This window comes from Sphingosinicella sp. (assembly GCF_013911755.1).
Classification (GTDB): domain Bacteria; phylum Pseudomonadota; class Alphaproteobacteria; order Sphingomonadales; family Sphingomonadaceae; genus Sphingosinicella.
On the sequence record NZ_JACESP010000008.1, the window covers coordinates 1 to 16,030 of the forward strand.

General features: G+C 65.7%; 13 protein-coding genes. 5 read left to right on the forward strand and 8 right to left on the reverse strand.

Annotated features, from left to right (window positions below; translation table 11 throughout):
* Both H2052_RS07375 and H2052_RS07380 read left to right on the forward strand, forming a co-directional pair.
* On the forward strand, positions 1-313 hold a 313-nt coding region (locus H2052_RS07375), incomplete at its 5' end, for an aminotransferase class IV (protein ID WP_293779716.1).
* Positions 314-352: 39 nt separating this feature from the next.
* Positions 353-1,558, forward strand: coding sequence for a pyridoxal phosphate-dependent aminotransferase (locus H2052_RS07380; protein WP_293779718.1), 1,206 nt, complete (start codon positions 353-355; stop codon positions 1,556-1,558).
* Position 1,559: 1 nt separating this feature from the next.
* Here the strand turns inward: H2052_RS07380 and H2052_RS07385 are convergent, their stop codons facing one another.
* Genes H2052_RS07385 through H2052_RS07395 form a run of 3 tightly spaced genes read right to left on the reverse strand, consistent with a single transcriptional unit; the run spans position 1,560 to position 7,149 of the window.
* Complete coding sequence (locus H2052_RS07385) at positions 1,560-2,762, reverse strand: DUF445 domain-containing protein (protein ID WP_293779720.1); 1,203 nt, start codon at positions 2,760-2,762, stop codon at positions 1,560-1,562.
* 54 nt (positions 2,763-2,816) lie between these two features.
* Complete coding sequence (locus tag H2052_RS07390; protein WP_293779722.1) at positions 2,817-5,951, reverse strand: efflux RND transporter permease subunit; 3,135 nt, start codon at positions 5,949-5,951, stop codon at positions 2,817-2,819.
* A gap of 25 nt (positions 5,952-5,976) precedes the next feature.
* Positions 5,977-7,149, reverse strand: coding sequence for an efflux RND transporter periplasmic adaptor subunit (locus tag H2052_RS07395; RefSeq protein ID WP_293779724.1), 1,173 nt, complete (start codon positions 7,147-7,149; stop codon positions 5,977-5,979).
* Between the two features lie 369 nt (positions 7,150-7,518).
* On the opposite strand from H2052_RS07395, the gene H2052_RS07400 reads away from it, so the two are divergent.
* A complete protein-coding gene (locus H2052_RS07400; RefSeq protein WP_293779726.1) occupies positions 7,519-7,773 on the forward strand; it encodes a GlsB/YeaQ/YmgE family stress response membrane protein in 255 nt (84 codons plus the stop codon).
* Positions 7,774-7,874: 101 nt separating this feature from the next.
* Entirely contained in the window at positions 7,875-8,591 is a 717-nt protein-coding gene (locus tag H2052_RS07405) for an SIMPL domain-containing protein (RefSeq protein ID WP_293779728.1), read from the forward strand.
* 130 nt (positions 8,592-8,721) lie between these two features.
* Here the strand turns inward: H2052_RS07405 and H2052_RS07410 are convergent, their stop codons facing one another.
* Positions 8,722-9,498, reverse strand: coding sequence for a glucose 1-dehydrogenase (locus tag H2052_RS07410; protein ID WP_293779730.1), 777 nt, complete (start codon positions 9,496-9,498; stop codon positions 8,722-8,724).
* A 149-nt stretch (positions 9,499-9,647) separates the two neighbouring features.
* Between H2052_RS07410 and H2052_RS07415 the strand changes: the two genes are divergently transcribed.
* Positions 9,648-11,186: a phospholipase D family protein gene (locus tag H2052_RS07415; RefSeq protein WP_293779732.1), complete on the forward strand. Its 1,539-nt coding sequence runs from the start codon at positions 9,648-9,650 to the stop codon at positions 11,184-11,186.
* Here the strand turns inward: H2052_RS07415 and H2052_RS07420 are convergent.
* The 4 genes from H2052_RS07420 to H2052_RS07435 form a co-directional block, all read right to left on the reverse strand.
* On the reverse strand, positions 11,183-12,295 hold the full coding sequence (locus tag H2052_RS07420; RefSeq protein ID WP_293779734.1) for an S-(hydroxymethyl)glutathione dehydrogenase/class III alcohol dehydrogenase: 1,113 nt from the start codon (positions 12,293-12,295) through the stop codon (positions 11,183-11,185). The two genes, H2052_RS07415 and H2052_RS07420, sit on opposite strands and share 4 nt — an antisense overlap.
* A gap of 117 nt (positions 12,296-12,412) precedes the next feature.
* A complete protein-coding gene (gene astD / locus H2052_RS07425) occupies positions 12,413-13,819 on the reverse strand; it encodes a succinylglutamate-semialdehyde dehydrogenase (RefSeq protein WP_293779736.1) in 1,407 nt (468 codons plus the stop codon).
* On the reverse strand, positions 13,816-14,817 hold the full coding sequence (locus H2052_RS07430; protein ID WP_293779738.1) for an arginine N-succinyltransferase: 1,002 nt from the start codon (positions 14,815-14,817) through the stop codon (positions 13,816-13,818). Before H2052_RS07430 ends, astD begins: the two co-directional genes overlap by 4 nt.
* Positions 14,817-16,013 carry an aspartate aminotransferase family protein gene (locus tag H2052_RS07435; RefSeq protein ID WP_293779740.1) on the reverse strand — a complete coding sequence of 399 codons (1,197 nt, stop codon included), beginning with the start codon at positions 16,011-16,013 and terminating at the stop codon, positions 14,817-14,819. Before H2052_RS07435 ends, H2052_RS07430 begins: the two co-directional genes overlap by 1 nt.
* Positions 16,014-16,030 lie beyond the last annotated feature (17 nt).

The following is a 16,030-nucleotide window of genomic DNA, read 5'->3' on the forward strand; positions in this document are numbered from 1 at the left end:
CAAGACGAGCGACCGCGCCTTCTACGACACCGCGCGCCGCGCATCCGGCATGGATGAGGTGATCTTCGAGCGCAGCGATGGCCGCCTCACCGAAGGCAGCTTCACGAACCTGTTCGTGGAGCGGGACGGCCTGCTCCTCACGCCCCCCGCGAGCGACGGCCTGCTCCCCGGCGTCCTCCGCCGCCACCTTCTCGAAACCGGCCGCGCGCGCGAAGCGTCTCTCACCCGCGCCGATCTCGAAGGCGGATTCCTGCTCGGAAATGCGCTGCGCGGACTTTTTCGTGCCGCGCTGGTTGCCCCCGCAGGCGAGTGACTTTAAGAGGCCCGCGCACCTCTCATGCGGAGCCTCCCGATGACCTTCCTCTCCGACGCCATCCAGCGCATCCAGCCCTCCCCCACGCTCGTCGTCACGCAGAAGGCGGCGGCGCTCAAAGAGGCGGGGCGGAACGTTATTGGTCTCGGCGCGGGCGAGCCGGACATGCCGGTGCCGGATTTCGTCGCCGAGGCCGCCATCGCCGCCATTCGCGGCGGGCAGAACAAATATACCAACGTCGACGGCACCAACGCGCTCAAGGAAGCCGTGCGCGGTAAGTTCAAGCGCGACAACAACCTCGATTACAGTCTCGATCAGGTCACGGTGAACGTCGGCGGCAAGCACACGATCTTCAACGCGCTGCTCGTGACGCTCAACCCCGGCGATGAAGTGATCGTTCCCGCGCCTTATTGGGTCTCGTACCCGGATATCGTGCAGTTCTGCGGCGCGAAGCCGGTGTTCATCGCGGCCGGGATCGAGGCGGGGTTCAAGATCACGCCCGCGCGGCTCGAAGCGGCGATCACGCCGAAAACGCGTTGGCTGATCCTGAATTCGCCGTCGAACCCCACGGGCGCCGTCTACACGCGCGATGAAATCGCCGCGCTCGGCGAGGTGCTGCGCCGCAATCCGCACGTGTGGATTCTGTCAGACGACATGTACGAGCATATCATCTACGACATCGCGTTCGCCACGATCGCTGACGTCTGCCCGGACCTTTACGACCGTACGCTCACCGTGAACGGCGCTTCCAAGGCCTATTCGATGACCGGCTGGCGTATCGGCTTCGCGGGCGGCCCCGCGCAGCTCATCAAGGCGATCGCCAAGATCCAGTCGCAGTCGACCACGAACCCCTGCTCGATCGCGCAGGCGGCGGCAACGGCGGCGCTAAATGGCCCGCAGGATTTTCTGAAGGCGCGCGTCGAAACCTTCCGCGGCCGCCGCGACCTCGTCGTGTCGATGCTGAACCAGACCGACGGTCTCAAGTGCGCGACACCCGACGGCGCCTTCTACGTCTATCCGGACTGCACGGGCCTCATCGGCCGCAAGACGCCTTCGGGCACGACGCTGGCGACCGACGAAGACGTTGCGGGCTATCTGCTGGAGGCAGAGGGCGTGGCGGTGGTGCACGGCGGCGCGTTCGGCGTTTCGCCCGCGTTCCGCATCTCCTACGCGACGTCGACAGAGCTTCTGGAAGACGCCTGCACCCGCATCCAGCGCGCGTGCGGGGCGCTGAAAGCGGCGTAGCCTAAAGCAATTCCGTCACGACGTGGATGGTGAGGCCGACAAGGCCGCCCACCAGCGTGCCGTTGATGCGGATGAACTGGAGGTCACGGCCCACTGCGGCTTCGACGCGCTCGGTGACGGTGTCCGCGTCCCAGCTCCGCACGGTGTCGGAAACGATGCGCACAAGCTCGTCGCCGTAATCGGCAACAACGCCGACGATAGCGCGCCGCGCATATTTGTTGAGCGCGCCCCGTAGCGCAGGGTCGTTCTCGATGGTCTTGCCGATATGGCGCGCCGCCTCGCCGACACGCCCCGCCAGCGCCTGCTCCGGGTCGGCGAGCGACGCACGCAGCGATGTCTTGGCGTTCGTCCAGATGCCGTCGAGGAAACCACCGAGTTCGGGATTGTCGATCACCTCGAGCTTCAGCGTCTCGATGCGCGCCTGCGTTTCCGATTCGAACTGCATGTCGAACGCGAGGTCCTTCAGCGCCACCATCACCTTCAGGCGCAGCGGGTGTTCAGGATCGGCAGACATCTCGTTCAGCAGCCGCCGCAGCGCCTCGATGATCGAGTTCGCCAGCCGCTCGTCGAGCGAGGCCAGCCGCAGCAGCCACATCGTGCGCGCCTCCACGAGATCGCGGATCAGCCCTTCGTTCTGATCGAGCACGCGCGCGAGCCACGTGATCCCGGAATCGACGAGCGGCTGCAGCCGGCCTTCGTCGATCGAGCGGTCGAGCACTCGGCCTATCAACGGCGCGAGTTCGAAGCGGCGCAGGTTGCCGCCGATCGCGCCGCGTATCCAGCCCGAGACGGCCTCGTTGTCGAGCGCATCGAGAAGCTGGATGCCGAGCTTGCCAATGCTACCGCTGAGGCGCGTTTCGGCGGGCGGCGCGGAGAGCCAGCGGCCGACGGCGCCCGCCATGTCCACGCCCCGCATCCGGCGCGCAACGATCGCGGGTTTCAGGAAGTTGGTTTTCAGGAACGTGGCGAGGTTGTCGCCGAGCCGGTCCTTGTTCTTCGGGATGATCGCCGTGTGCGGAATCGGCAGGCCGAGCGGGTGACGGAACAGCGCCGTCACGGCGAACCAGTCCGCAAGTCCGCCGACCATCGCCGCCTCGGCGAAGGATTCGACGTAGGGCGCCCAGACATATGTTTCGCCAAGCAGGCGAGCCGCCACGAACACCGCCGCCATCAGCAGTAGCATTCCCGTCGCGACGACTTTCATGTGCCGCGCCGGGTCGGCGTTCACCCATGTGCGCGCTGAACCGATCGCCCCGTCCTACTCGGCGGGGGCAGCAGGCGCCGCCGCCGGCTTGCCCGGATGGTCGTGGGTCAGGAGCTTGCCAAGCTTGCCGCCGATCCAGCGCTCGAAGTCATCGGCAAGGCTGAAGCCCGCAGGAACGATGACCAGCGTCAGCAGCGTCGACAGGATAAGCCCGCCGATCACGGTGATGCCCATCGGAGAGCGCCACGCGCCGTCGCCCGTCAGCGAGAGCGCCGTGGGCAACATGCCCGCAGCCATCGCCACCGTGGTCATCACGATGGGCTGCGCGCGCTTGTGGCCTGCGTCGATGATCGCCGTCACCTTGTCGACACCCTTGTTCATCTCCTCGATCGCGAAATCGACGAGCAGGATGGAGTTTTTCGCAACAATGCCGAGCAACATCAAGAGGCCGATCAGCACGGGCATCGAGATCACCTGCCCCGTGAGATGCAGCGCCAGCGCACCGCCGAGCGGCGCAAGCAGCAGCGACCCCATGTTCACGAAGGGCGGCATGATGCGCTTGTAGAGCAGCACGAGCACCGCGAACACGAGCAGAATGCCCGAAACGACGGCGATCGTGAACTGCGTGACCAGTTCGGCCTGCATTTTCGATTCGCCGAATTCGACGCGCTCGACACCTGCCGGAAGGTTACGGAGGGTGGGCAGCGCAAGCGCCACCTTCAGGCCCTCGCCCTTCACATAGCCCTCGGCAAGGTCGGCACCGACGACGATACGGTCGCGCTGGTTGTAGCGGCGAAGGATCGACGGTCCCGCCCCGAAGCCTATATCGGCCACAACCTTCAGCGGTACCGATCCGCCGCTCGACGTCGGCACCGGCAGGTTTTCGATCGTCGTGATGTTCTTGCGCGAATCCGCCGGCAGGGCGACGCGGATCGGAATCTGCCGATCCGACAGCGAGAACTTCGCCACGTTCTGGTCGATGTCGCCGATCGTGGCGATGCGGATCGTCTCGCTGAGGTCCGCCGTCGTGATGCCGAGCTCGGCGGCAAGATCGAAGTGCGGCGAGATGACGATTTCCGGACGCTGCAGATCGCCTTCGACGCGCGGCGCGACGAACATCTTCTGCCCGCGCATTTCCTCGACGATCTTCATTGCCGTATCATGCAGCAGCTCGCTGTCGTCGCCGGCGATCATCACCGTCACGTCGCGCCCACCGCTCCAGCCGTCCATCGACTGGAAGGTGATGCGGGCGTCGGGAATCTTCTGAAGCTCTGGCGTCAGCTGCTTCTGATACTCGATGCTCGTGCGCTTCCGCTTGTCGCGAAGCTGCGTGTAGATCATCGCGTCGCCGGGCTTTTCGATATCGATGTAGCTGAGCTGCGTTTCCGGCTCCTTCAGAAGCACGGCGTTCGCGCGTTCGGCCACCGCGCGCGTCTGTTCGAGCGTCGTGCCCGGCACCATCTCGATCTTCAGCTGGGTCGAATCCTGGTCGGATTCGGGCTGGAAGGTGAACGGCAGCGTCGAGAACGACACGACCGTGAGCAGCAGCGCGAGTGCGCCCATCCCCATCACCCAGACACGGTGATCGGCAAGGCGCCAGAAGTGGCGTTTCCAATCCTGCCGCGCCCGCGCCTTCTCGGCCTTCCGCGTGTCGAGCGACCAGTGCAGCAGCGCGAGGTAGCGGTCCATCATCGGGCCGTCGCCGTGATTCTGCTCGCCGTGCGCCTTCAGGAAATAGGCGGCGATGAGCGGTGTGATCATGCGCGCGACCGCAAGGCTCATCAGCACGGCGACGACGACCGTGAGCCCGAACTGCTTGAAGAACTGACCCGTAACGCCGCCCATCAGGCCAACCGGCAGGAACACCGCCGCGATGGCAGACGTGGTCGCCACAACGGCGAGCCCGATTTCGTCGGCCGCATCCATGGAGGCCTGATAGGCCGTCTTCCCCATGCGCATGTGGCGCACGATGTTCTCGATCTCCACGATCGCGTCGTCGACAAGCACACCCGCCACAAGGCTGAGCGCCAGCAGCGACAGGTTGTTCAGCGTGAAGCCCATCAGGTCCATGAACCAGAACGCCGGGATCGCCGAAAGCGGAATGGCGGTCGCCGAGATCAGCATGGCGCGCCAGTCGCGCAGGAACAGGAACACCACGATCACGGCAAGCACGGCGCCTTCCAGCAGCGCCGCCATCGAGGCTTCATACTGCTGCTCGGTATACTTCACCGTGGTGAACATCGGCGTGATCTTCACCTTCGGATATTCTTCGGCGAGCTGGTCCATGACCTTGAGCGCGTCGTTGTAGACGGTGACGTCCGACGAGCCCTTGGCTTTGGCAAGGCGGATGCTCACCACCTGCCGCCCGTCGATCAGACCGAGACCACGCTGCTCCCCATAGGAATCGCGCACGTTCGCGACATCGGAAAGCCGGAGCGTGCGTCCGCCGACGCTGAGCTGCGTCGCACCGAGCGCCGCGGCGTCGGCCGCGTTGCCGAGCACGCGCACCGATTGTTCGGCGCCCGCGATTTCGGCGCGGCCGCCCGTTGCGTTGAGGTTGAGCTGGCGGAGCTGCTGGTTGACCTGCGCGGCGGTGATGCCCTGCGCCTGCAGCTTCATCGGATCGAGCTCGACGCGCATCTCGCGCGAAACGCCGCCGCCCCGGCTTGCCACCGCCATGCCGGGCACGGAAAGCAGCCGTTTCGAGGCAACGTTATCAACGAACCACGACAGCTCCTCGAGCGTCATGTCGACCGACTGCACCGTCCAGTAGGCGAGCACGCCGTCGATGTCCTCGCGCACCACCTGTGGTTCTAGGATGCCCTGCGGCAGGTCGCCGCGAACCTTCTGCACGGCGTCGCGCACGTCGTTGACGGCGCGGTCGATCGGCGTGCCGATGTCGAACTGCACCATCGTCGTCGATGTGCCCTCGGTCACCCACGAGGTGATCTCGTCGACGCCGCTCACATTCCGCACCGACGCTTCGACGATCTGCGTAATCTGCGTCTTCATTTCCGAAGGCGCGGCGCCCGGCTGCGTGATGATGATCTGTGCGACCGGAAAGCTCACGTCAGGGTTCTGGTTGATGTCCATGCGGATAAAGCTGACGATGCCCGCCAGCGTCAGCGCCACGAACAGCACGATCGGCGGAACCGGGTTCCGGATCGACCAGGACGAGATATTCCGCATCGTTTCGCTTCCTGCCGGCCGTAAGTTATTTCTGCGGCTTGTGCAGAACCGGGCTGACCTTCTCACCCGGATTGAGGAACGCACCGGCCGACAGCACGACCTGCTCCTTGCCGGTCAGACCGCTGGCAATGCCCACCCCGGCGGATGAGACCATGCCCACTCTGACCTCGCGGCGCTCCACCGTGCCATCTTTCGCCACCACGTAGACATAGCTGCTTTCGGCGTCGCCCATCACGGCGGATTCGGGCAGCAGCGGCCGGTCGGCCTTGCCCACCTCGATCCGGCCCGACGCAAAGCCGCCGGGACGCAGCGCCCGGTCGCCGGAAAGCGAGACGCGCACCAGTCCCTGACGGGTCTGCGGATTGATCACCGGCTCCACCATCCAGACCTGCCCGGCATACTGCGTCCGCGATCCGATCATCTGCACCGTCGCAGCCTGGCCGACCTCGATGGCGGCAAGGTCCTGTTCGGCGACGAGGGCGCGCATTTCCATCGCACCGTCCTGCGCCATGCGAAATACCGCCGGGCTGCCGGAGCTGACGACCTGTCCGGGCTCGACATTGCGTTCGAGGATGAGGCCGGCCTCCGGCGCGCGGATATCGAGCCGTCCGAGGCGTGCCTGCGACTCCCGAAGCTGCGCGGCGGCGACGCCCACGGAAGCATTGGCGCTGTCCCGGGTGGCCGTGCGCCGCTCGATGTCGGCTTTCGAGATGAACCCGCGCGCCACCAGCGACTGCGCCCGGTCGAGTTCGGACTGTGCGAGCGCCGCATCGGCGCGGGCACGCGTCAGGGAGGCCCTCAGCTGGTTCACTTCCTGTTCGAGCACCGAACGGTCGATGCGCGCCAGCACCTGTCCCTTCTGCACATAGTCGCCGGCATCGACGAGAACCGCCGTCACGGCCCCGCCCTCGCCCTGCACGCCGACCGGCATGTCGCGGCGCGCGGCAATGCTGCCGACCGCCTTCACGCTGTCCGCCACCTGCGTGACGCCGGGCACGATGACCGTGATCGAGGGGCGGCTGACTTCCGGGTTCTCGGCGGGCGCGTCGGCGCCACCGCCGAAGAACAGCCACGCCGCGACAGCCGCCGCGACGAGCACCGCCGCAACGATCAGCAGACGGCGACGACCGCCATCATCGGCCGATGCCCACGACCGGGAAACGCTGCTCTTGAAAGAGCTATCGACGGGTTGATGCATGTTCATCGCCAGTGACTGTGCCTGTTTTGTATCGAAAGGTGTATTACCTGAATAGGTCAGTTAGCGCAAGGTCCGCCCGACAGCATGAAAATTCGAGTTGCGCTCGAAAATCGTGTAAAGTCAGCGGCGATTAGCACGTTTCCGGCAGTCAAACGAGCCAATAACCGAATATTTCGAGACACGTTGCGTAGACTCCACACCAAGTTTCGGCTCGACAGCAATTCGATAAACGGATTTTATCATCGACGAACGCACGACAGGAGGATGCGTTCGCGGATCGCCTGTGCGGCATCCAGCCGCTCGGGCCCGCCCGCAGGAAACGTCAGGCACATCTACGGTTGTTCTGAAAACAACAGAAGGAGTGAGCAGATGGACTACGGTTTTCTCGGTTGGATCGTCGTCGGCCTCATCGCCGGCGCGCTCGCGAAGTGGATCATGCCGGGCAAGGATCCCGGCGGCATCATCGTCACGATCCTGATCGGCATCGCCGGTGGTCTCCTTGGCGGCTACATCGGCAGTATGCTCGGTCTTGGCGGGGGCAATCTCGTCAATATTCTTCTCGCCACGGCAGGCGCGGTCCTGCTTCTCTGGATCTATCGCATGATCAAGGCCCGGCAGGCGTAAGCACCTTCCAGTTCTTTCAACTTCGGTTCATGTCAGGCGGCGGATAGGGCAACCTGTCCGCCGCTGATCCGTTGGGGCGGAAAACGAAAGGAATGAAACACATGCGTACTGCAACGCTTCTCGCCATCGGCGCCCTCGCCGCTGCCGCGACCCCGGTCGCTGCACAGACGGCGCCGAGCGTCCCCGCCGAAACCCTGCTGTCGCTGACGGCGACCGGCGAGAGCACCCGCGTTCCCGACATCGCCGTGATCTCGGCGGGCGTCGTCACGCAGGCCGTGGAGGCGCGCGCCGCGCTTACCGCCAACAACAACCAGATGACCCGCGTCGTCGCCGCGCTCAGGAAGGCAGGCATCGCCGACCGCGACATCCAGACTTCGAACATCAACCTCAACCCGCAGTATACGTATGAGGAGCGCAAGGCGCCGCAGCTGATCGGCTATCAGGCGAACAACACCGTCACCGTGAAGCTGCGCAAGCTCGCGAGCGCCGGCGACGTGATCGACGCGCTCGTCACCGAGGGCGCCAACCAGGTGAACGGGCCGACATTCGGTCTCGACAAGCCTGAGGAGGCCAACAACGAAGCCCGCCTTGACGCCATCAAGAAGGCCCGCTCGCGCGCCGACCTCTATGCGGGTGCCGCGGGAATGCGCGTGAAGCGCATCGTCTCCATCACCGAAGGCGGCGGCTACCAGCCGCCCTACCCGATGCCCAAGATGATGGTCCGCGCCGAAGCCGCCGACATGGCGGCCGCGCCGCCGGTCGAAGCCGGCGAGGTCGGCACCAACGTCAGCGTGACGGTGGTGTTCGAGCTACAGTAGCCTCGGATCGCCCGACGAAGCGAGGGTACGCCATTGTGCGTCCCTCGACTTCGCTCGGGATGGTGGATGTAGCGCGAAAAAGGGTCTTCCTCCCGAGCGAGGTCGAGGGACGCACAACCCCGCTACAGCCCTAAACGACGGTCGCACCGCCGTCGATCACGAAGCCCTGCCCGCTCGTGAACCCGCCCGCCTTTGCGGCGAGAAACACCGCCATCCCTGCGATCTCATCGGGCTCGCCGATGCGCTGCAGCGTCGAATGCGCGGTCGCCTGCTTCAGGATTTCGGGATTGTCCCACAGTGCCTTTGCGAAATCGGTCTTGATGAGGCCGGGGCAGATCGCGTTCACGCGCACGTTGGCGGGGCCGTATTCGGCGGCGTAGTTGCGCACGAGCTGCAGGTCCGCCGCCTTCGAGATGTTGTAAGCGCCGATCATCGTCGAGGCCTTGAGCCCGCCGATCGACGAAATGACGATGATCGCCCCGTCCTTGCGCTCAACCATCTGCGGCGCGGCCATCTGGATCAGCCAGTGGTTCGAAACGATGTTGTTGTGCAAAATCTTGGTAAACTGGTCGTCCGCGATCCCCGCCATCGGCCCGAAATACGGGTTCGACGCGGCGTTGCAGACGAGGATGTCGACCTTGCCGAGCTTCGCCGTCGCACCGCTGATCAGCGCCTGAAGCTCTTCCTTCACGGAAATGTTCGCGGGGATCGCGATCGCCGCGTCGCGGCCCACGGCGGCATTGATCTCCGCCACCGCCGCCTCGCACGCGTCCAGCTTGCGGCTGGAGACGACGACACTCGCGCCGTGTTCCGCCATGCGGTGCGCGATCGCCTTGCCGATCCCCCGCGAGGAGCCGGTGATGACGGCAACCTTGCCGGTCAGGTCGAAAAGTGCGGGTATGCCCATGGTGTGTCTCCCTCAGACGCATTCAATGATGATCGCAGGCGCCGCTCTAAAGGAAAGCGCGGGCGTCCGGATACGCTTCAAACTCACAGCCTGTTTGCATCCTTCCCGCCTTTGGGCCACGTTCGCGCTTGAAACCGCTGGGAGAGATCGTGCGCCGGTTCAGACGCCTGCCGCCCCTTGAACCGCGCCTCCAGAGCGAAGCGCTGTCCGATACCGAAGGCACGCGGCTCGGGCGCAGTATCGAGCAGGAAGCCGCCGCGAGGCCCGGTCTATCGGGCATCCATTTGCTTGCCGACGCGCATCAGGCCTTCGCCGCGCGCATCCTGCTCGCTCGCGCCGCCGAGCGCAGCCTCGACGTGCAATATTATATCTGGCGCGGCGACCTTTCCGGGATGTTGATGCTGGAGGCGTTGCGCGAGGCGGCGGACCGGGGCGTGCGTGTCCGTCTGCTCCTCGACGACAACGGCATCGCGGGGCTCGACAACGTGCTCGCCGCGCTCGACGTTCATCCGATGATCGAGGTACGGCTGTTCAATCCGTTCTTCTTCCGCCACCCCAAGGCGCTCGGCTACCTCACCGATTTCAAGCGTCTCAACCGGCGGATGCACAACAAGAGCTTCACCGCCGATTGCCAGGCGACGATTATCGGCGGGCGCAACATCGGCGACGAATATTTCGCCGCGCGCGACGGCGACCTCTTCGCCGATCTCGATGTGCTCGCGATCGGCGCTGTGGTGAGCGATGTGTCGCGCGATTTCGACCGCTACTGGAACTGCGCCTCGGCATGGCCGGCGTCGCGCGTCCTCCCCGTCGTCGGCGCCGCGCAGCTTGAAGAGCTCGCGCAGCGCTCCGCCGCCGTCCACGCCGACCCGCGGGCGCACAGCTACGTGGAAACCGTCCGCTCGCTGCCTTTCATCACCGATATGCTCAGCGCCTCGCTGCCCTTCATCTGGGCGCCCGTGCGGATGGTGAGCGACGATCCCGCGAAGGTGCTCGATCGGGCGCGGCCCGGCACCTCGCTCGGCGAACAGCTGCAGGAAGCGATCGGCCGTCCGTCACGCCAAATGGGCCTCGTTTCCGCCTATTTCGTGCCCACCGCCGCGGGCGTCGAAGCGTTCGCCGCGCTCTCGCGCGAAAACATCGAGGTGAGCGTGCTGACGAACGCGCTTGAATCCACCGATGTCGCCATCGTCCACGCGGGTTACGCGAAGCGCAGGCAGGCGCTGATCCGCGCCGGGGTCCGCCTGTTCGAAATGCGGCGTCTCCGTGTGGGCACGCGCCGGAAGCGCCGCCTGCCGCTCGGTGTCGGCGGATCGGGCGCGAAGTCCGTCACCGGCTCGATCCTGCGTTCAAGCGGCTCGATGCTGCACGCCAAGACCTTCACGGTGGACCGCGCGCGACTCTTCGTGGGCTCGTTCAATTTCGACCCGCGCTCGGTCGCACTCAACACGGAGCTCGGCTTCGTCATCGAATGCCCCGAGCTTGCCGCCGACGTGCAGGACGCCTTCAAAAGCGCGATCCCCATGAGCGCCTACGAGGTAACGCTCAGCGACAAGGGTCGGCTGCGCTGGATCGAACGCGAGGAAGACGGCGAGATCGAAATCCACGACGTTGAACCGGGCACGACCCTGCTGCAACGCCTCGCAATCCGGGTTCTCTCCCGCCTGCCGATCGAATGGTTGCTTTAGAAAACCACCACGCTGCGGATCGATTTGCCCGCGTGCATCAGGTCGAAACCCTGGTTGATCTCCTCAAGGCCCATGACATGCGTGATCATCGGATCGATCTCGATCTTGCCGCTCATGTACATGTCGACGATCTTGGGAACATCGGTGCGGCCCTTGGCCCCGCCGAACGCCGTGCCGCGCCAGTTGCGCCCGGTGACGAGCTGGAAGGGCCGCGTGCTGATTTCTTTGCCCGCCTCGGCCACGCCGATGATGATGCTCGTGCCCCAGCCGCGATGGCAGGCCTCGAGCGCCGTGCGCATCACGTCGGTATTGCCGGTTGCGTCAAAGGTGTAATCCGCGCCGCCATCCGTCATCGCGACGATCTTCGCGACGACATCCTCTCGGCTCATCCCCTTGGAGTTGAGGAAGTCGGTCATGCCGAAGCGGCGGCCCCATTCCTCGCGATCGGGATTGATGTCCACGCCGATGATCTTGTTGGCGCCCGCCATCCGCGCGCCCTGCAGCACGTTGAGCCCGATGCCGCCGAGGCCGAACACGACGACATTGTCACCGACCTGCACCTTGGCCGTATTGATGACCGCGCCGACGCCGGTGGTCACGCCGCAGCCGATGTAGCAGCTCGACTGGAACGGCGCGTCTTCGCGGATCTTCGCCACTGCGATCTCCGGCAGCACGGTGAAGTTCGAAAAGGTCGAGCAGCCCATGTAGTGGTAGATCGGCTGGCCCTTGTAGCTGAACCGCGTCGTGCCGTCGGGCATCAGTCCCTTGCCCTGCGTGGCGCGAATCGCGGTGCAGAGGTTGGTCTTGCCCGAAAGGCAGCTTTTGCACTGGCGGCATTCGGGCGTGTAGAGTGGGATCACATGATCGCCCGGCTTCACGCTGGTGACGCCCTGCCCCACCTCGCGCACGACGCCCGCGCCTTCGTGGCCGAGCACGCTCGGGAAGATGCCTTCGCTGTCGAAGCCGTCGAGCGTGTAGGCGTCCGTGTGGCAGATGCCCGTCGCCATGATCTCAACCAGAACCTCGCCCGCCTTCGGGCCTTCAAGATCGAGTTCTACAATCTCAAGAGGCTTCTTCGCCTCGAAAGCCACAGCCGCGCGCGTCTTCATGAATCACCCCTCCGTCAGCGTATTGGTCACCCGTCTAGAGCCTGATCGTCTCAGATGGAAGCGCGTGCGCTTTCATCTGAAACGTGAATCAGTCTCTATTCAGAGGCTTAGATCCCATCAGGGATCTAAGCCGGGAACCTCCACCGCGCCAACCCCTTCCGCCTCGAAACTGGCGATGGGGTACGCGCAATAGTCCGCTGCGTAATACGCACTCGGGCGATGATTTCCAGAGGCTCCGAGTCCCCCGAACGGCATATTCGCCGCCGCGCCCGTCGTCGGCCGGTTGCGATTGACGACGCCCGCGCGACTTTCCTCGATGAAACGCGCCCAAAGCCCTGCGTCTTCGCTGATGAGCCCGGCGGAAAGCCCGAACATCGTGTTGTTGGCAGCGCGCATCGCCGCGTCGAAGTCGCGCACGCGGATCACCTGCACCACCGGCGCGAAAATCTCGGCGTCCGGTACATCGATGCCGGTCACGTCGAAGATTCCGGGCGTCACGAACGCCGCGGGACGTCCCCCAATGCCTGCGAACGGCCGAATCACCTTCGCCCCGCGCGACACGATCCCGTCCGCCGCCATCCTTGCCCCGGCCGCAGCCGCATCGGACACGAGCGGCCCCATGAAGGCACTGCCCGGTTCGTCCCAGGCGGCGATGCGCAGCCGCCCGGCCATCGCGTCCACCGCTTCGACGATCGCGTCGCCCACCTTGCCTTCGGGCACGATCAGCCGCCGCGCGCACGAGCAGCGCTGGCCGGTCGTCACAAAGCTCGACTGCACGATGATCGATGCGGCAGCGTCGGGCGAATCCCACGCGACAAGCGGGTTGTTGCCACCAAGTTCAAGCGCGAGGCTCACATGCGGACGGTCGATGAGCGCGCGCCGCAGTGCCGCGCCCGCCCCCGCCGAGCCCGTGAACAGCAGCCCGTCGATATCGCCTGCAACGAGCGCCTCGCCCGTCGTCCGCGCGCCCTGCACGATATTGAGAACGCCGTCCGGAAGCCCAGCCTCCGCCCACACCGCCACCATCGCCGCGCCGATGGCGGGTGTGATCTCGGAGGGTTTGAACACCACCGTATTGCCCGCGATCAGCGCCGGAACGATGTGCCCGTTCGGCAGGTGGCCGGGGAAGTTGTACGGCCCAAGCACCGCCATCACGCCATGCCCGCGGTGGCGCAACACGGCGCGGCCGAACGGCATGTCCGCCGCCCGCTCGCCGGTACGCTCGGCATAGGCGCGGACCGAAACCTCGACCTTGCCGACCATCGAGGCGATCTCCGCCTCGGTTTCCCAAAGGAGCTTGCCCGTCTCACGCGAGATCAGCCGCGCCAGCTCCGCCTTGCGGCTGCCGAGCACCTCGGCATAGCGCCGCGCGAGTGCGATCCGCTCGTCCACCGGGCTCGATCGCCATGCGCCGAGCGCAGCGCGCGCGCGTCCGATGGCAGCATTGCAGTCGTCCGCGCTTGCGGCGGAGCCTTCCCAAACCACTTCACCCGTGGCTGGATCGATCGATTGGAAAGTGGTCATGCCGATACCCTCACCGGATCGCCATTGCCGAGCTTCAGCGCGTCGGCGGCTTCCTTGCTGATAGTCACGGCGGTCTCGCCAACACGCGCGGCAGCACGAAGCGAACGAAAACCGTCGATCTGCGTCGTCGAAAGCAGCGCCTGCGCCTCGCCGGGCTCCCCGATTTCAAGCCGCAGCGTCCGCGTCGCGCGGATCGTGGCCACCTCGGCCGCCGGGCAGGTCATTGTCGGCCCACCGTCGAAAATGTCGATCAGACCCGAGCGTTCGAAGCCTTCCTTCTCCAGCAGCGCCAGCGCCGGCTCACCGTCGCGGTGCACACGGCCGATCGCCGCGCGCGCGTCCGCGTCGATGAGATCGACGTAGATCGGGTGGCGCGGCGCGAGATCGAGGATGAACTGCCCGTCGGTGGAGGTCACCATTCGGTCCGCCTCCTCGAAGGGCAGGCGGAAGAACTTGGAGGCGACGCCCTCCCAGAACGGCGACTTGCCGTTCTCATCGAACCAGCCGCGCAGCTCGGCCATGATCGTGTGCGAAAAGCGCGTCGGCTCGGCGCCGATCAGCATGTAGCGGGAGCGCGCGAGCAGGCTTCCCGCGCCGCCGCTCCGCCGCTCGGGCCGCAGGAACAGCGAACCGACCTCGGTCCAGCCGCCGCATTCGTTCACCAGCACCAGCGCCTGATGGTCGAAGCGCGTGGCCGTGGCCGACGAATATTGCGCGAGCGTCATCACGCGGAACGAGAAGTGCGGGCGTTTCAGCCCCACGGCGGCACGAACCCCGGCCAGCCCTTCGACCCGCCCGGTCTCCGTATCCTCAAGCATGATCGTGTACCACGCCTCGGCGGGCGCCACCGCGCCCGTGAAGCTCGCCTCGGCGAGTTCGAGACGCGCGGCAAGCGTCGCCTCGTCATCGGGCAGGCTGGTGAACCCGCGGCCCGAAAGCACCGCGAGTTCCATCATCACATCAAGATCGGCCGGCCGCGCCGGCCGGATCACCAGCATCAGGCCGCCTTGGCGAGGCGCGTCCGCGCATCGGCGAACGCCGCGTCGAGCCGCGTCACGACCTCCGCCGCCTCGGCGCTGGAAAGCAGCAGCGAAGGCAGCAGGCGCACGCAGTTCTCACCGCCGCCCGCAACAAGAATGCCGTGATCGCGCGCCAGCGCCATGAACTCGCGGTTGTTGGGCACGAGCTTCAGGCCGATCAGCATCCCCTTGCCGCGCACTTCGACGATCAGATCGCTGTGCTTGTCCTTCAGCGCGTTCAGCTGCTCCACGAGTTCCGCCGCGATCGCGCGGGCGTGCGCCAGCGTCTCTTCTTTCGCGATCTCGTCGAACGCCGCGATGCCCACGGCCATCGCCAGCGGATTGCCGCCGAAGGTCGAGCCGTGCGTGCCGACGACCATGCCCTTTGCGGCTTCCTTGGTGGCAAGGAACGCGCCGATCGGGAACCCGCCGCCGAGCGCCTTGGCGATCGCCATGATGTCGGGTTCAACGCCTTCGAACCACTGGTGAGCGAACAGCTTGCCCGTGCGCCCCATGCCGCTCTGCACCTCGTCGTAGATCAGCAGCACGCCGTGCTGCGTGCACAGGTCGCACACGCGCTTCAGCCACTCGCCCGTCAGCGCCCGCGCGCCGCCTTCGCCCTGCACCGGCTCCACGATCACCGCGGCCGTCGTCGGCCGCGCGATGGCCTCCGCGATGCCCGCTTCGTCGTCGAGCGTCAGTTGCACATAGCCCGGAAGCCGGGGACCGAACCCTTCAAGGTACGAAGCATTGCCCGATGCGTTCACCGCCGCATAGGTGCGACCGTGAAAGGAGCCTGCAAAGCCGATCACGTCGATCCGCTCCGGCGCGCCGTTCACGAAATGATAGCGCCGCGCGGTCTTCAGCGCGCCTTCGATCGCCTCGGAGCCCGAGTTGCCGAAGAACACGACGTCCGCGAAGGTCGAATCGATCAGGCGCTGCGCCAGCGCCTCCTGTCCCGGAATGCGGAAGATGTTGGAGACATGCCACAGCTTCTTCGCCTGCGCTTCCAGCGCCGCGACCAGCTTCGGGTGCGCGTGGCCGAGCCCGTCGGTGGCGATGCCCATCACGCAGTCGAGCCAGCGGTTGCCGTCGACATCATAGAGCCACGACCCCTCGCCGCGATCGACGACGAGCGGCGCCCGATTGTAAACCCCAAGCAAATTGTCGGACATGATCTTCTCCATCAAAA